The sequence below is a fragment of the Micromonospora sp. CPCC 205558 genome, assembly GCF_036902955.1.
Classification (GTDB): domain Bacteria; phylum Actinomycetota; class Actinomycetes; order Mycobacteriales; family Micromonosporaceae; genus Micromonospora.
Genome location: NZ_JBAKHR010000009.1, coordinates 69586 through 83291, shown reverse-complemented (window position 1 = coordinate 83291; position 13706 = coordinate 69586). Strand labels below are relative to the sequence as shown.

Sequence of the window (13706 nt, the reverse complement as noted above, 5' to 3'; positions counted from 1 at the left end):
CGTCGCGCAGCGAAGCGGAGTGACGGCATGAGCAACCCCAATCCGCAGTCCGGCTCGCCGGACAAGGAGCCGGCGAGCGAGGCGCAGGCCGCGCAGAACGCGCTCGGCAACACCGAACGGGCCGAGGTGGCCACCGAGCCGGACCGCTCGGTGGCGAAGCCCGACCCCCAGCCGGAGTCGAAGCCGAGCCTGGGCCGGTTGTTCCTGGACAACCTCTGGGCGGCCAACACCTTCACGGTGACGCTGCTGTCGTTGGTGCTGGCGATCGTGGTCGGCGCGGTGCTGATGATCATTTCTGATCCGGCGGTGCTCTCCACCTACTCGTACATCACCTCCCGTCCGTCCGACGCGATCAACTCCAGTTGGACGCTGGTCAGCGAGGCGTACGCGAACCTGTTCAAGGGCTCGATCTTCGACCCCGAGGCGTTCTCCGGCTGGTTGGACGGCGCCAACGGCTGGCAGGCCGTGCTCGCGCCGATCTCCGAGACGCTCACCTACGCGGCGCCGCTGGTCTTCACCGGCCTGTCGGTGGCGCTGGCCTTCCGCGGCGGTCTGTTCAACATCGGTGCCCAGGGCCAGGCCACCATCGGCGTGATCATGGCGGCGCTGGCCGGCTTCCTGCTGCCGCTGCCGCCCGGCCTGCACCTGCTGGTGGCAGTGCTGGCCGGTGCGCTGGGCGGAGCGATCTGGGGTTTCATCCCCGGCATCCTCAAGGCCCGCGCCGGCGCGCACGAGGTGATCAACACGATCATGCTCAACTACGTCGCCACGTACTTCCTCACCTGGTTGATCGTGCAGAACGGCGTGCAGGACCCGAACCGCACCGACGCGATCAGCAAGGCGGTGGACAGCTCCGCCCAGCTGCCCCGACTGCTCGGCGACAACCTGCGGGTGCACGCCGGCATCCTGCTCGCAGTGTTGGCAACCTGGGCGGTCGCCTGGCTGCTCAACCGCTCGACGCTCGGCTTCGAGCTGCGCGCGGTCGGGGCCAACCCGGACGCCGCCCGGACCGCCGGCATCAGCGTCACCCGGACGTACATCCTGATCATGGTCTTCGCCGGCATCCTGGCGGGTCTCGGCGGCTCGAACATGGTGCTCGGCTCCACCGCCAGCGCGTTGACCCCGCTGGTGGTCGCGCAGATCGGCTTCGACGGCATCCTGGTGGCGCTGCTCGGGCGGGTGAAGCCCTGGGGCGTGTTGCTCGCCGCGCTGCTGTTCGGGGCGCTGCAGGCCGGTGGTAACCGGATGCAGTCGTACTCCGGGATCTCGCTGGAGCTGGTGACAGTGCTCCAGGCGCTGATCGTCATCTTCATCGCCGCGCCGGCCCTGGTGAAGGCGATCTTCCAGCTCCGGGCCGCACGCGCCGCCCGGTTGCAGACGAGCCTGGCGAAGGGCTGGTAACTCATGTCCACCATGGCTGTCCCCGACATCGCCGTCGCCCCGGTCGACGAGGGCTTCTGGACCCGCAGCCGCAAGGTCGGCCTCACGCTGCTGGGGCTCGGCCTGCTGTCCGCGGTGCTCTTCGGCGCGCTCGCCACCGACCAGCAGGCCCGGTTCACCCTCAGCGACGACGCGGCCGGCACCGCATTGGAGATCAACGGCACGATCGGGGCGATCCTGTTCGGGATCATCACGATCGCCGCCGGCGCGGCGCTCCTGGCCGGTGTGCCGAAGCGGTGGTTCCTTCCCGTGCTCGGCGTCGGGCTGGTCGGCTTCGTGCTGTCGTTCCTCTGCTGGCAGGTCTCCGCCGCGCCGGTCGGGCAGAACTTCATGCCGTTGGTCAACATCATCCGGGGCACCTTCATCCTGGCCCTGCCGCTGATCTTCGGCGCGCTCGCCGGGGTGCTCTGCGAACGCTCCGGCGTGGTCAACGTGGCAATCGAGGGCCAGCTGCTGATGGGCGCGTTCAGCGGCGCCCTGTTCGGCAGCATCTCCGGCAGCGTCTGGGTGGGCCTGGTCGCCGCCGCGATCGGAGGCGCGTTCATCTCGCTGCTGCTCGCCGTCTTCGCCATCCGCTACCTGGTCGACCAGGTCGTCATGGGCATCGTGCTGAACCTGCTGGCGGTCGGTGTCACCGGCTTCCTCTACGAGCGGCTGATGCAGACCGACGCCGAGAAGTACAACAGCGCGCCCCGCTTCAACAACTGGGAGATCCCGCTGCTGAAGGACATCCCGGTGCTCGGGCCGGCGTTGTTCCGGGGCAACATCTTCCTCTACCTCGGGCTGCTCCTGGTGCTGGTGATCCACATCGGGTTGTTCCGTACCCGGTGGGGCCTGCGCACCCGGTCGGTCGGCGAGCACCCGATCGCCGCCGACACGCTCGGCGTCAAGGTGCTGCGGGTGCGCTACCGCAACGTGCTGCTGGCCGGCGTGGTCGCCGGCATCGGCGGCGCGTCCTACACGCTGGCGCTCTACTCGTTCACCAAGAACATGATCGGCGGTAAGGGCTTCATCGCCCTGGCCGCGCTGATCTTCGGCCGGTGGAACCCGACCGGCGCGCTGCTCGCAGCGCTCTTCTTCGGCTTCGCCGACCAGCTCGCCACCTACCTGGGTGCGATCAGCAGCTCGATCCCCAGCCAGTTCCTGGCCATGCTGCCCTACCTGGCGACCATCCTGGCCGTCGCCGGGCTGGTCGGCCGGGTCCGGGCGCCGGCCGCCGACGGCAAGCCGTACATCAAGGGCTGACCGCCCCGTCCCCGTGTCGATCAAGAGGTTTCGGTCAGGAGAATCGTCGATCCTGACGCAAACTTCTTGATCGACACGGTGGGGTGTGGGACTCGGCCCTGCCCGCGCGTGACCTGGGCTACCTGGGCAGAATGATGCCATGACCGACATTGACTGGGCGCGGTTGCGCGCCGCCGCCACCGAGGCGATGCGGCACGCGTACGCGCCGTACTCGACGTTCCCAGTCGGCGCGGCAGCGCTGGTCGACGACGGCCGGGTCGTGGTCGGCTGCAACGTGGAGAACGCCGCGTACGGGGTGACGCTCTGCGCCGAGTGCGGGGTCGTGTCCAGCCTGCACGCCACCGGCGGCGGTCGGCTCGTCGCGCTCTCCTGCGTCGACGCGACCGGCGAGCCACTGATGCCGTGCGGTCGCTGCCGGCAACTGCTCTGGGAGCACGGCGGGCCGGAGTGCCTGATCGAGAGCAAGACCCGGCCACTGCGGATGGCCGAGCTGCTGCCGCACGCCTTCGGTGTGGAAGACCTGGAGGCCGTCACCGGTGAGACGCCGGTGCCGGTGGTCCCGGAGCGGCTCGCTGCCTGGCGCGGGCGCGGCACCGTCTTCGTGCACCCGGACATGTCCGCTGGTCAGCAGGTCTGGACGGCGTACTGGGAGCGGTCGGCCGGAGACGACGCCGGCGCCGAGACGGGGGTGCTGGAGGAGGCGCCGAGCTGGGACGAGCCGGCCGAGGCGATCACCTGGGGCCTGGCCCGGACGCCCCGGGTGGTCGTGGTGGACGCCACCGGCACGATCTTCTGGGCTGGTGAGGGTGAGCCGCCTGTGGAGATACCGGTGCGCTGGTCTTGAGTGTGGTTGCTGTTTGGGGCGGGGGCCGACCGTGCCCGGCTCCGGGCGGTCAGGCTTGATCCCTCCGCCGGGCACGGTCGGCCCCCGCCCCCGACGTGGTCGACCGCCGTCGGTCGGGATCTGCAACAGACGAGGGAAGATCTTCTGATGAGTGGTTTTGCTGCTGTTGATGTTATTCGGGTCAAGCGGGACGGGGGAGTGCTGTCGGACGCGCAGATCGACTGGGTGGTCGACGCGTACACCCGGGGGGTTGTCGCCGACGAGCAGATGTCCGCGTTGGCGATGGCGATCCTGCTCAACGGCATGACCGGGCCGGAGATCGCCCGGTGGACCGCCGCGATGATCGCCAGCGGTGAGCGGTTGGACCTGTCGGCGGTACGCCGGCCGACTGTCGACAAGCACTCCACCGGCGGCGTCGGCGACAAGATCACTCTGCCGCTCACCCCGTTGGTCGCCGCTTGTGGCGCGGCGGTGCCGCAGCTGAGCGGCCGGGGTCTCGGGCACACCGGCGGCACGCTGGACAAGTTGGAGTCCATCCCGGGCTGGCGGGCCACGGTGAGTAACGACGAGTTCATCGCCCAGCTCGACGAGGTGGGTGCGGTGATCTGCGCGGCCGGTGCCGGGCTCGCGCCCGCCGACCGCAAGCTGTACGCGCTGCGCGACGTCACCGGCACGGTGGAGGCGATCCCGCTGATCGCCAGCTCGATCATGAGCAAGAAGATCGCCGAGGGCACCGGTGCGCTGGTCCTCGACGTCAAGGTCGGCTCGGGCGCCTTCATGAAGTCCGTCGACCAGGCCCGCGAGTTGGCGCGCACGATGGTCGAGCTGGGTGGTGCGCACGGTGTGCGGACCGTCGCCCTGCTCACCGACATGTCCACCCCGCTCGGCCTGGCGATCGGCAACGCGGTCGAGGTGACCGAGTCGGTCGAGGTGCTGGCCGGTGGTGGGCCTGCCGACGTGGTGGAGCTGACCCTCGCGCTGGCCCGGGAGATGCTCGACGCCGCCGGCCTGCCGGACGCCGATCCGGCGGCGGCGTTGCGCGACGGCCGGGCCATGGACTCCTGGCGGGCGATGATCCGGGCGCAGGGCGGCGACCCGGACGCGCCGATGCCGGCGGCGGCCGAGGTGGAGGTGGTCCGCGCCGAGCGGGACGGGTACGTCGCGGCCATCGACGCGTACGCGATGGGGGTTGCGGCGTGGCGGCTCGGCGCGGGTCGGGCGCGCAAAGAGGACCCGGTCAGCGTGCCGGCCGGTGTGGTGTTGCACAAACGGCCGGGTGACGAGGTGCGGGCCGGTGACCCGATCTACGAACTGCGTGCCGAGGACCCGACGCGAATCCCAGCCGCGCTGACCGAGGCCGCCAACGCGGTGCGGATCGCGTCGACGGCACCGGCGGCGACGTCGTTGGTCATCGAACGCATCGGCTGATCGATCCGCTGTCGCCCTGGCATGGTGCCGGTCCCGTGGGAGCGCTATTGTCGCAGGCCAAGGGGGGACAACCGGCCTTGCGCCGGCGCGAGCAGACAGGAAGATCCGCCGTGACCGTTGCTGCCCCCGACCCTCGTGAGGTGCGCGAGGCGAGCCTGGACGAGTTGTCCCGGCTCGGCCTGCCGTTGCCGCCGGCCCAGTTTCCCCTCGTCTGGGAGCCGGGTGACCGGATCGACCTGCGCCCGACCGCGGAGATCGAGGCGCGGATCGCGGTGCTGCACCTGATCCTGGCCCGCTGCTTCGGGATGCCTCCGCAGGCGGCGATGAGCTGGCTGCTCGGCTCGCACCTGGTCGACATGGTCACCCCGCCGGAGTGGCAGTTCGTGATGGGCGGCAAGGGCGACCACCGGTCGTTCGTGCTGCACCACGACGCGCTCTTCGCGCTGGCCTGGGTGCTCGGGTTGAGCAAGCAGCTCGACCCCACCCTGGCCGTCGACGAGCGGCTGGTCGAGCGGCTGCCGCACATCGCCGAGGGGGAGACCTTTCCGCACTGGCGTTCCCGGATCCTCACGGCGCCGCAGCACCCGGCCGACGCGGCAGCCCTGCTCGACCTGCACTACTGCCTGGACTGGGCGTACCTGGAGACCGAACGCGGCGGCCGGCGCGCGCCGGGCCTGGTCGACGCGAACGCCATCGGGCAGCGGCGCTGGGCGCTGGAGTGGGCGGTGATCCTGCGGGGGCCGTACCACGACGAGCCGCCCGGTTGGGAAGAGGTCGACCTCTCCACCTGAGGTCAGTGGGGCCGGTACGCGTCCACCCGGACTGCCACAGTCACCCGGACCGGCTCGGGCAGGGCGGCCAGTCGGGCGGCGAGCGCCTCCGGGTCGGTGTGCCAGGCGCTCGGGCCCATCCCGACCAGGCTGGCGGCCTCCGGCCGGGTCAGCGTCAGCTCCGCCCGGTGCACGACCGAGCTGACCGGCGTGAAGTGCCCGCCCAGGCTGTCGGTCACCCGGCCAGCCTTGTCCGGGGCCACCCGCAGCAGGCCGAGGGCAGCCACCAACTCGGTGAGATGGTCGGTGTCGGGCGTGACCACCAACAGCGTCCCGGCCGGATCGAGCACCCGGTGGAACTCGGCGCCGTTACGCGGGGCGAAGACGTTCAGCAGCACGGCGGTCGAGGCGTCCGCCAGCGGCAGTCGTTGCCAGGTGTCGGCGAGCGCGGCGGCGGCCCGGGGATGCGCACGGGCCGCGCGGCGCAGCGCCGGTTTGGACACGTCCAGGGCCAGACCCACGGCGTGCGGCAGCGCCGCCAGCACCGCGCCGAGGTACCGGCCGGTGCCGGCGCCGGCATCCACCACCAGGGGGTACGCGCCGACGTCGGGCGCCGAGGGCTCGGGCCGTACCTCTGCTGCTTGGTCCTTTGCTCTGTTTATCTCCAGGCGACACCCTTCGTCGGAAGCCGTTGCCCCGGTGGAAGCGGGGCAACGGGGGCGGGGGGCGTCCGTCGCGCCGAGACGCCCGACGGCGTCCGTCGCGGCAGCGGCGAGGGCGGCGGAGATGACGTCGTAGTGCCCGGCGGCGAGGAAGTCCGCGCGGGCCGCGACCATCTCGGCGGTGTCGCCGACGTGCGGGGCCCGGCCGGTGAGCAGGTTGACGTAACCCTGACGGGCGATGTCGAAGCTGTGCCGGCGCGGGCAGCGCAGGGCCTTCGTGTCGGTGGCCTGCTCCAGCGGCTCGCCGCAGACCGGGCAGCGCAGTCGGTCGAGGATACGGGGGTCCACGCGTCAGGCCTCCGGATCGTGCCGTGGGTGGGGCGCCCGTCCGCCGAGGTGGTCGACCACCCGGTGGGTGAGCGCGCCGAGCGCCTCGATCTCCGCCGGCGTGAGCAGGTCGATCAGGTGCCGGCGGACGGCGGCCACGTGGCCGGGGGCGGCGGACCCGATGGCCTGCCGCCCGGCGGGGGTGAGGACGACGACCGAGCCACGGGCGTCGTCGGCGCACTCCTCACGGGTGACCAGGCCGCGTTGCTGCATGCGGGTCAGGTGGTGGGAGAGCCGGCTGCGCGACCAGAGCATGCGATCTGCCAGCTCCCGCAGCCGCAGCCGCCCCTGCGGTGTCTCGGAGAGGTCGGAGAGCACGTCGTAGTCGGCCTCGGAGAGGCCGGCGTCCTGGGTGAGCTGCCGGGCCAGCTCCAGGTCGAGCAGCCGACGCATTCGGCGGTAGCCGCGCCACGCGCGGTCCTCCCGTTCGTCGAGCCATCGTGGGGCGCCCATGCTCCGAGTCTAGCCGTTTCGTTGACATGTCATCGATCGGGTGCCTAAGGTCGATGACATGTCAACGAAACGACTCTGGGAGCTCTTCGGTGAGCGCGGGCGCGGAGTGCTGGTGACGGTGCGCCGTGACGGTCGACCCCAACTCTCCAACCTCGACTACCTGGCCGAGCCCGACCTGATCAGGTGCTCGACCGTCAGCAGCCGGGCAAAGGCGCGCAACCTGAGCCGCGATCCGCGAGCGAGCTTCCACGTCACGACCCCGGACGGTGGGGCGTACGCCGTCGCCGAGGGCGTCGCCACCCTCACGCCGCCCGCCGCAACCGAGGACGACGACACCGTGCAGGAGTTGGTTGAGGTCTACCGACGCATCCGCGGCGAGCACCCCGACTGGGCGGAGTACCGGTCGGTGATGGTCGCCGACGGTCGGCTGGTGATCCGACTCCTGGTCACGCGCATCTACGGCTGGCGCCCCTGACTGGGCCGGCTCGGTCCCGCCGGGTTGGCTGACTAGGGTCTGAGCATGGTCGCAACTATTCGGTACGAGGACATCGTCAAGGTCCCGAAGGCGCTGCTGCACGACCACCTCGACGGCGGGCTGCGGCCGGCGACGATCGTCGACCTCGCCGCCGAGGTGGGCCACGAACTGCCCACCACCGACCCCGAAGCGCTCGGACGCTGGTTCGCCGACGCGGCGGACTCCGGCTCCCTGGAGCGCTACCTCGAGACGTTCGCGCACACCGTGGCGGTCATGCAGACCGCGCCCGCGCTGCGTCGGGTGGCCCGCGAGTGCGCCCTCGACCTGGCCGCCGACGGGGTGGTCTACGCCGAGGTGCGCTTCGCCCCGGAGCAGCACCTGGAGCGTGACCTGAGCCTGGACGAGGTGGTTGAGGCGGTGCTGGCCGGGTTCGCCGAGGGCACCGCTCAGGCGGTCGAGGCAGGGCTGACGATCCGGGTGGGCACCCTGCTGACCGCGATGCGGCACGCCGCCCGCTCGCAGGAGATCGCCGAGTTGGCCGTGCGGCACCGGGACGCCGGGGTGGTCGGCTTCGACATCGCCGGCGCCGAGGCGGGCTTCCCGCCCACCCGGCACCTGGACGCCTTCGAATACCTCCAGCGGGAGAACTTCCACTTCACCATCCACGCTGGCGAGGCGTTCGGTCTGCCGTCGATCTGGCAGGCGATCCAGTGGTGCGGAGCGGACCGGCTCGGCCACGGCGTGCGGATCGTCGACGACATCGCCTCCGACGGCTCGCTCGGCCGGCTGGCCGCGTACGTCCGGGACAAGCGGATCCCGCTGGAGCTGTGCCCCTCGTCGAACGTGCAGACCGGTGCGGTGGACTCGATCGCGGATCACCCGATCGGCCTGCTGCGGGACCTGCGCTTCCGGGTGACGGTCAACACCGACAACCGGCTGATGAGCGGCACCTCCATGTCACGGGAGATGTCGCTGCTGGTGGAGACGTTCGGCTACGGCTGGAAGGAGCTGCAGTGGTTCACCATCAACGCGATGAAGAGCGCCTTCATCCCGTTCGACGAGCGGCTGCGGATCATCGATGAGGTGATCAAGCCGGCGTACGCGAAGTTGCTGGCCTGAGCTCAGCCGTGTGGGTGGCCGGCAAGCAGGCTGGCCACCCGTCGCAGCACCTCCCGGGCTCGGGCGGCTTCCGCGCCCAGACCCATCTGCCGACGCAGCACCGCGGGCTCGGCCCGCAGCAACGCCACCCCGCGTCGAACCAGCACCCGGGGTGCCTTGCGCTGTTCGGCCAGGTCGCGGGCGAGTCGGCGCAGGAAGGTTGCCCCACGCGGGCGGCGCAGCGCGTACGCCCCGGCGAGCAGGCCACGGCGGCGGCACTCCTCGACGATCTCGGCGGCGAAGATCCCTTCGGCCACGAAAATTGGCGATCCGGCGACATCAAATGGCCGGGTGGCTACCCGGCGATCGACGCCGATCGCATAAACCGGCACATCGGCTCGACCGTCGCGGGCAAGTCGGGCGATGATTTCCACCGCGCCGAGGGCATCCCACGACTGTGGCGATTCCCAATCCACCTGGCCGTTTCGTTGCGGCAACGTAGGGTCATCGCCGTCTTTGTAGAAGTCGTCCAAGCAGAGCACCGGCAAGCCGGTTTGCTGCGCTATGTACGACTTTCCGGACCCAGAAGGGCCGGCGAGCAAGACCACTCGGTGCGGATGTTCCATTACCTTCAGTTACTCCGGCCAGACAGACTGCTATCAAATCGCATCAACATCTCATCACACCTTCGGTTGGGGACAACCTGGGCTTTCTTCTTGTCGACCGGCGTGATGGAATCTCGGGGGTCCGACCCGCCGGGTCGGTCGCTGGGCGTTGCCCGGGGCAACGCGTTGATGCTGTAATCGCGAGGGCGGTGACGTGAGCAAACGGCCAAAGACGGCGGGCTCCTTCCTGTCGCGGCTGCGCCGGCCGGCCAGCCGGCTCCGGGACATGCCGATCTGGTCCAAGCTCGGTCTCATCATGATCGTGCCGACCATCGCCACGGTCGTGGTGGGCACCAGTGGTCTTGTCGACCACGTGGAGACGCTCAACAATGCCAACCGAGCTGGCGATCTGGCGAACCTGTCGAGCTATTCAGGTGACCTGGTCAACACCCTGCAGGACGAGCGGACCGCCGCCGTGCTGCTGCTGGGCGCGGACGGGACGCAGCCGACGGCGCAGTACCAGGAGGCCTACAACCGGGTCAACTCCCTGGTGGATCAGGACGCGATCCCCTACCGGCAGCAGCGGGCCGAGATCGAGGACCTCCCGAACAGCCTTGAGGCTCTGCTCGACAACATCGACCAGAACCTGCAGGACCTGTCGGGCATCCGCAGCCAGGTGTACAACGGGAAGCTCGCGCTCACCGAGACCGTGCAGGCGTACGAGGGTCTGATCAGTGACCTGCTCGCCATCCGCGACTCGTCCACCCAGCTCGCTGGTGACAACCAGCTGAGCGACCGGATGCGCGCCGCCGCGGCGGTCGCCCGGGAGAAGGAGTTCCTCGCCGCACGCCGCGTCGTGGTGCACCGCGCGCTGGGCGTGAAGGGCGGCAAGCGACTGACCCCGGCACTGCGCAGGGACTACATCGCCAGCGACACCGGCCAGCAGCAGGCTCTGCAGAGCTTCAAGGCCGTCGCCACCGAGGAAGACGCCAAGTTCCACGACCAGACGATCGCGGGCGGCGACCGCCGGCAGGCCCAGAACTACACCGGCTGGATCGACGGCAACACCACCGGTGACATGCGCGGTGCGCCGTTCGGGCCGGACCAGTGGGAAGCCGCCATGACGGCCAACGCCAAGCTGATCCGTACCGTCGAGAAGAGGCTCGACGGTGAAGTGGTCGACCAGGCGGACGTCCTCCGCTCGGACGTCCAGCGCCAGGTCTTCCTGGAGACCGGCCTGCTGCTCAGCATGCTGCTGCTGGCCATCCTCTTCGCCTACCTGGTAGCCCGCTCGATGGCCCGCTCACTGCGTGAGCTGCGGCAGGGCGCGCTCTCCGTCGCCCAGTACGGTCTGCCGCAGGCGGTGGCCCGCCTGCGCGACCCACAGGTCGTCGGGCAGCTCTCTCCGGTGCAGCTGGCCAACCAGATCGCCGAACCGCTACCGGTGCGCAGCAAGGACGAGTTCGGCCAGGTGACCGAGGCGTTCAACGCCGTCCACCTGGAAGCCGTCCGCACCGCCGCCGAGCAGGCCGCACTGCGCGCCTCCGTCGCGACCATGTTCGTCAACCTGGCCCGCCGTTCACAGATCCTGGTCGACCGCCTCATCGGGCACCTCGACCGGCTGGAGCGCGGCGAGGAGGACCCGGACCGGCTGGCCGAGCTGTTCCAGCTGGACCACCTTGCCACCCGGATGCGCCGTAACGACGAGAACCTGCTGGTGCTCGCCGGTGCCGACTCCACCCGTGTGCAGCGTGAGCCGGCCGCCCTCATCGACGTGCTGCGCGCCGCGCAGTCCGAGGTCGAGCACTACACCCGGATCGAGTTCGGTGTCATCGATCGCGACATCGAGGTCGCCGCGCACGCGGTCAACGACCTGGTGCACCTCGTCGCGGAGCTGTTCGACAACGCCACCGCGTTCTCACCGCCCGACTCGCAGGTCATGGTCGAGGCTCGCCGGGTCGGCGACCGCTCCTCGCTGTACGTCGAGGACCGCGGCATCGGCATCAGCGCCGAGCAGTTGCACGACCTCAACGAGCGGCTTGCGACGCCGCCGCAGGTGGATGTGGCCGTGTCCCGGATGATGGGCCTGGTCGTGGTCGCCCGGCTGGCGTCCCGGCACGGGGTCCGGGTCGAGCTGCGCCCCGGCAACGATCGCGGCACCGTCGCCGACGTCACACTGCCCACTTCGGTGCTGGTGCCCCGGGCGCTGTCCGGTCGGGTGCAGCAGCCTCCGGCGCTGCCGGCGGCCGGTGCTCCCCAGTTCGGTGGTCCGCAGTCTGGTGGGCCCGCGCCGGTCTTCGGCGCGCTGCCCGCCCTGGGCAACGGCCCTCGCCCGAGCGAATCGTCAGGCAACCAGGTCACCCTGGGGGGTCGTCCATTCGACCCCGCGTCGCGCAACGGTGCCGGCACTCCCGCCAACGGTGGTGCGTACCGCTCGATGCCGGCCTGGTCCGATCTGACCGGTGCGGCCGGGACGAACGGCGGCGACGGGTTCACCCCCAGGTCGGCCAACGGCCAGGGGATCGACCCGCTGCCGCAGCGCCGGGCCGGGGACGAGCCCCCGACCACCGGCCAGCAGCCCACCATTCCGCGTCAGCTGCCGAGCAGCCCCGAAACGCAGCCGTACTCGGCGCCGCCGGTCTCCGCGCAGCCCTACTCGGGTGCGCCGTACGGCGGTGCCCCGGTGTCCGCCGCGCCGGCCTCCGGCCAGCCCTACTCGGGTGCGCCGTACAGCGGCGCCCCGGTGTCCGCCGTGCCGGCCTCCGGGCAGCCGTACGCCGGTCCGCCGGTGTCGGCGTCGCCGGTCTCGGCCTCGCCGGCGTCCGGGCAGCCGTACTCGGGTCAGCCGTACTCGGCGCCGCCCGCCTCCGGCCAGTCGTTCAGCGGGTTCGAGCCCCGATCCGCGCCGCCCGCGCAGGCAGCCAGCGCCCCGGCGCCGCCGGCCTGGCCGCCGGTGCCGGCCAGCGAGCGGGACACGGCCACCCCGCCGGTGCCCGAGCGGCTCGCCGCCGCGCTGGACATGACCACGGAGCTGCCGCGGGTGCCGCGGCCCGGCGAGCAGCCGGCCGCAGCCCAGCCGCCGGCTCCAGCGCCGACCCCGACTGCGGCTCCGGCTCCGGCTGCGCAGACTCGGCCGGCGCCGCAGCAACCACCGGCGCAGAACCGCCAGCGGTACGCGGACGAGACGATGGAGCTGCCGATCTTCCGGGAGCTTGAGTCGGCCTGGTTCCGCACCCGTCGCCCGGGCTCCGAGGAGACCGCAGCCGGCGGCCAGCCGGCGACGAACGGCGACTCCGCGACCCAGCAGTTCGCCACGGTCGAGGCCACCGGTCGGGCAGGCCACACGACAGCACCCGGGACGACAGGTAACACACCGATGGCAGACACTCCGACGGCCGGAGGAGCGCCGCGGGACAACGGCTCCACAGCGAACGAGGGCACCCGCCCCAGCCTCGCCGAGAGCCTGCCGAACCGCCGGCCCCAACCGCAGAGCAACGGCTGGCAGACCGCTGCCGACGACGGTTGGCGTGCTGCCTCCGCGGCGGCCGGCGCGGTGCCGGTCAGCGAGACCACCACGACCGGTCTGCCGAAACGTAAGCCGATGGCGCAGCTGGTGCCCGGCGCGGTGGAGAAGCCCACCACCTCGGTCCAGCGGCGCTCCCCGGAGGCGGTCCGTGGCCTGCTCTCCGCCTACCACCGGGGCGTGCAGCGAGGGCGTAGCACCTCGGACAACCCGACCAGCCCGGAGGCGACTCCGGGAGGGCAATCCTCGCAGTCTGGCTCAGGCCCGGTGGCCGGGAGCGGGCAGAAGGAGCAAGAAGGATGACAACTACGCAGGATCTTGGTTGGCTGCTGGCCAACTTCGCCGACCGGGTGCCCGGCGTCGCGCATGCGGTCGCCGTATCGGCGGACGGCCTACTCCTCGCGTCGTCACGGGATCTGCCGCGCGACCGGGCAGACCAGCTCGCCGCGATCTCATCGGGTCTGGTCAGCCTGACCCAGGGGGCAGCACGCTGCTTCGAGGGAGGCGCGGTGTTGCAGACTGTCGTGGAGATGGACAATGGCTTCCTGTTCCTGATGTCCATCTCGGACGGCTCGTCCTTCGCCGTGCTGGCGGCTCGCAGCTCCGACGTGGGCCAGGTTGGCTACGAGATGGCGCTGCTGGTCGACCGGGTTGGCGACGCGTTGACCCCGCAGCCGCGTGCGGCTGCGGGCATGCTGGGTTGACGTTCCGCCGATCGTGAGGTCGGCACGACTGCAACAACGACAACGACGGGTTTCACCGGTGGGAGCCGGTAA

12 protein-coding genes are annotated in these 13706 nt (G+C 71.0%); 9 read left to right on the top strand and 3 right to left on the bottom strand.

The genetic code is table 11. From position 1 onward, the window contains the following. Positions 1 to 27 precede the first annotated feature (27 nt). The 5 genes from V6U86_RS12875 to V6U86_RS12855 all read left to right on the top strand — a co-directional run bounded on the left by V6U86_RS12875 (position 28) and on the right by V6U86_RS12855 (position 5748). Positions 28 to 1401, top strand: a complete 1374-nt coding sequence (locus V6U86_RS12875; RefSeq protein ID WP_334502481.1) for an ABC transporter permease — start codon at positions 28 to 30, stop codon at positions 1399 to 1401. A gap of 3 nt (positions 1402 to 1404) precedes the next feature. Further along, positions 1405 to 2685, top strand: a complete 1281-nt coding sequence (locus V6U86_RS12870; protein ID WP_334502479.1) for an ABC transporter permease — start codon at positions 1405 to 1407, stop codon at positions 2683 to 2685. A gap of 139 nt (positions 2686 to 2824) precedes the next feature. Then, positions 2825 to 3529, top strand: coding sequence for a cytidine deaminase (locus V6U86_RS12865; protein WP_334502476.1), 705 nt, complete (start codon positions 2825 to 2827; stop codon positions 3527 to 3529). A gap of 147 nt (positions 3530 to 3676) precedes the next feature. After that, positions 3677 to 4957, top strand: coding sequence for a thymidine phosphorylase (locus V6U86_RS12860; protein WP_334502473.1), 1281 nt, complete (start codon positions 3677 to 3679; stop codon positions 4955 to 4957). A gap of 110 nt (positions 4958 to 5067) precedes the next feature. Further along, positions 5068 to 5748 carry a DUF4272 domain-containing protein gene (locus V6U86_RS12855; RefSeq protein WP_334502470.1) on the top strand — a complete coding sequence of 227 codons (681 nt, stop codon included), beginning with the start codon at positions 5068 to 5070 and terminating at the stop codon, positions 5746 to 5748. Between the two features lie 2 nt (positions 5749 to 5750). On the opposite strand, the gene V6U86_RS12850 is transcribed toward V6U86_RS12855, so the two are convergent. Continuing rightward, positions 5751 to 6737 (bottom strand): putative RNA methyltransferase, encoded by a 987-nt coding sequence (locus V6U86_RS12850; RefSeq protein ID WP_334502468.1) that lies wholly within the window; start codon positions 6735 to 6737, stop codon positions 5751 to 5753. 3 nt (positions 6738 to 6740) lie between these two features. Further along, positions 6741 to 7229 (bottom strand): MarR family winged helix-turn-helix transcriptional regulator, encoded by a 489-nt coding sequence (locus V6U86_RS12845; RefSeq protein WP_334502465.1) that lies wholly within the window; start codon positions 7227 to 7229, stop codon positions 6741 to 6743. A gap of 58 nt (positions 7230 to 7287) precedes the next feature. On the opposite strand from V6U86_RS12845, the gene V6U86_RS12840 reads away from it, so the two are divergent. Next, the gene (locus V6U86_RS12840) at positions 7288 to 7704 is read left to right on the top strand and encodes a PPOX class F420-dependent oxidoreductase (protein WP_334502462.1); all 417 of its coding nucleotides are present in this window, start codon (positions 7288 to 7290) and stop codon (positions 7702 to 7704) included. A gap of 45 nt (positions 7705 to 7749) precedes the next feature. Continuing rightward, on the top strand, positions 7750 to 8823 hold the full coding sequence (locus tag V6U86_RS12835) for an adenosine deaminase (RefSeq protein ID WP_334502460.1): 1074 nt from the start codon (positions 7750 to 7752) through the stop codon (positions 8821 to 8823). 2 nt (positions 8824 to 8825) lie between these two features. Here V6U86_RS12835 and V6U86_RS12830 read toward each other — a convergent pair whose 3' ends face one another. Beyond that, positions 8826 to 9119 (bottom strand): hypothetical protein, encoded by a 294-nt coding sequence (locus tag V6U86_RS12830; RefSeq protein WP_334502457.1) that lies wholly within the window; start codon positions 9117 to 9119, stop codon positions 8826 to 8828. A gap of 502 nt (positions 9120 to 9621) precedes the next feature. Between V6U86_RS12830 and V6U86_RS12825 the strand changes: the two genes are divergently transcribed. Both V6U86_RS12825 and V6U86_RS12820 read left to right on the top strand, forming a co-directional pair. Next, positions 9622 to 13233, top strand: a complete 3612-nt coding sequence (locus V6U86_RS12825) for a sensor histidine kinase (protein ID WP_334502455.1) — start codon at positions 9622 to 9624, stop codon at positions 13231 to 13233. Continuing rightward, the gene (locus V6U86_RS12820; protein WP_030329023.1) at positions 13230 to 13634 is read left to right on the top strand and encodes a roadblock/LC7 domain-containing protein; all 405 of its coding nucleotides are present in this window, start codon (positions 13230 to 13232) and stop codon (positions 13632 to 13634) included. The genes V6U86_RS12825 and V6U86_RS12820 overlap by 4 nt, the downstream gene beginning before the upstream one ends. Positions 13635 to 13706: the final 72 nt, after the last annotated feature.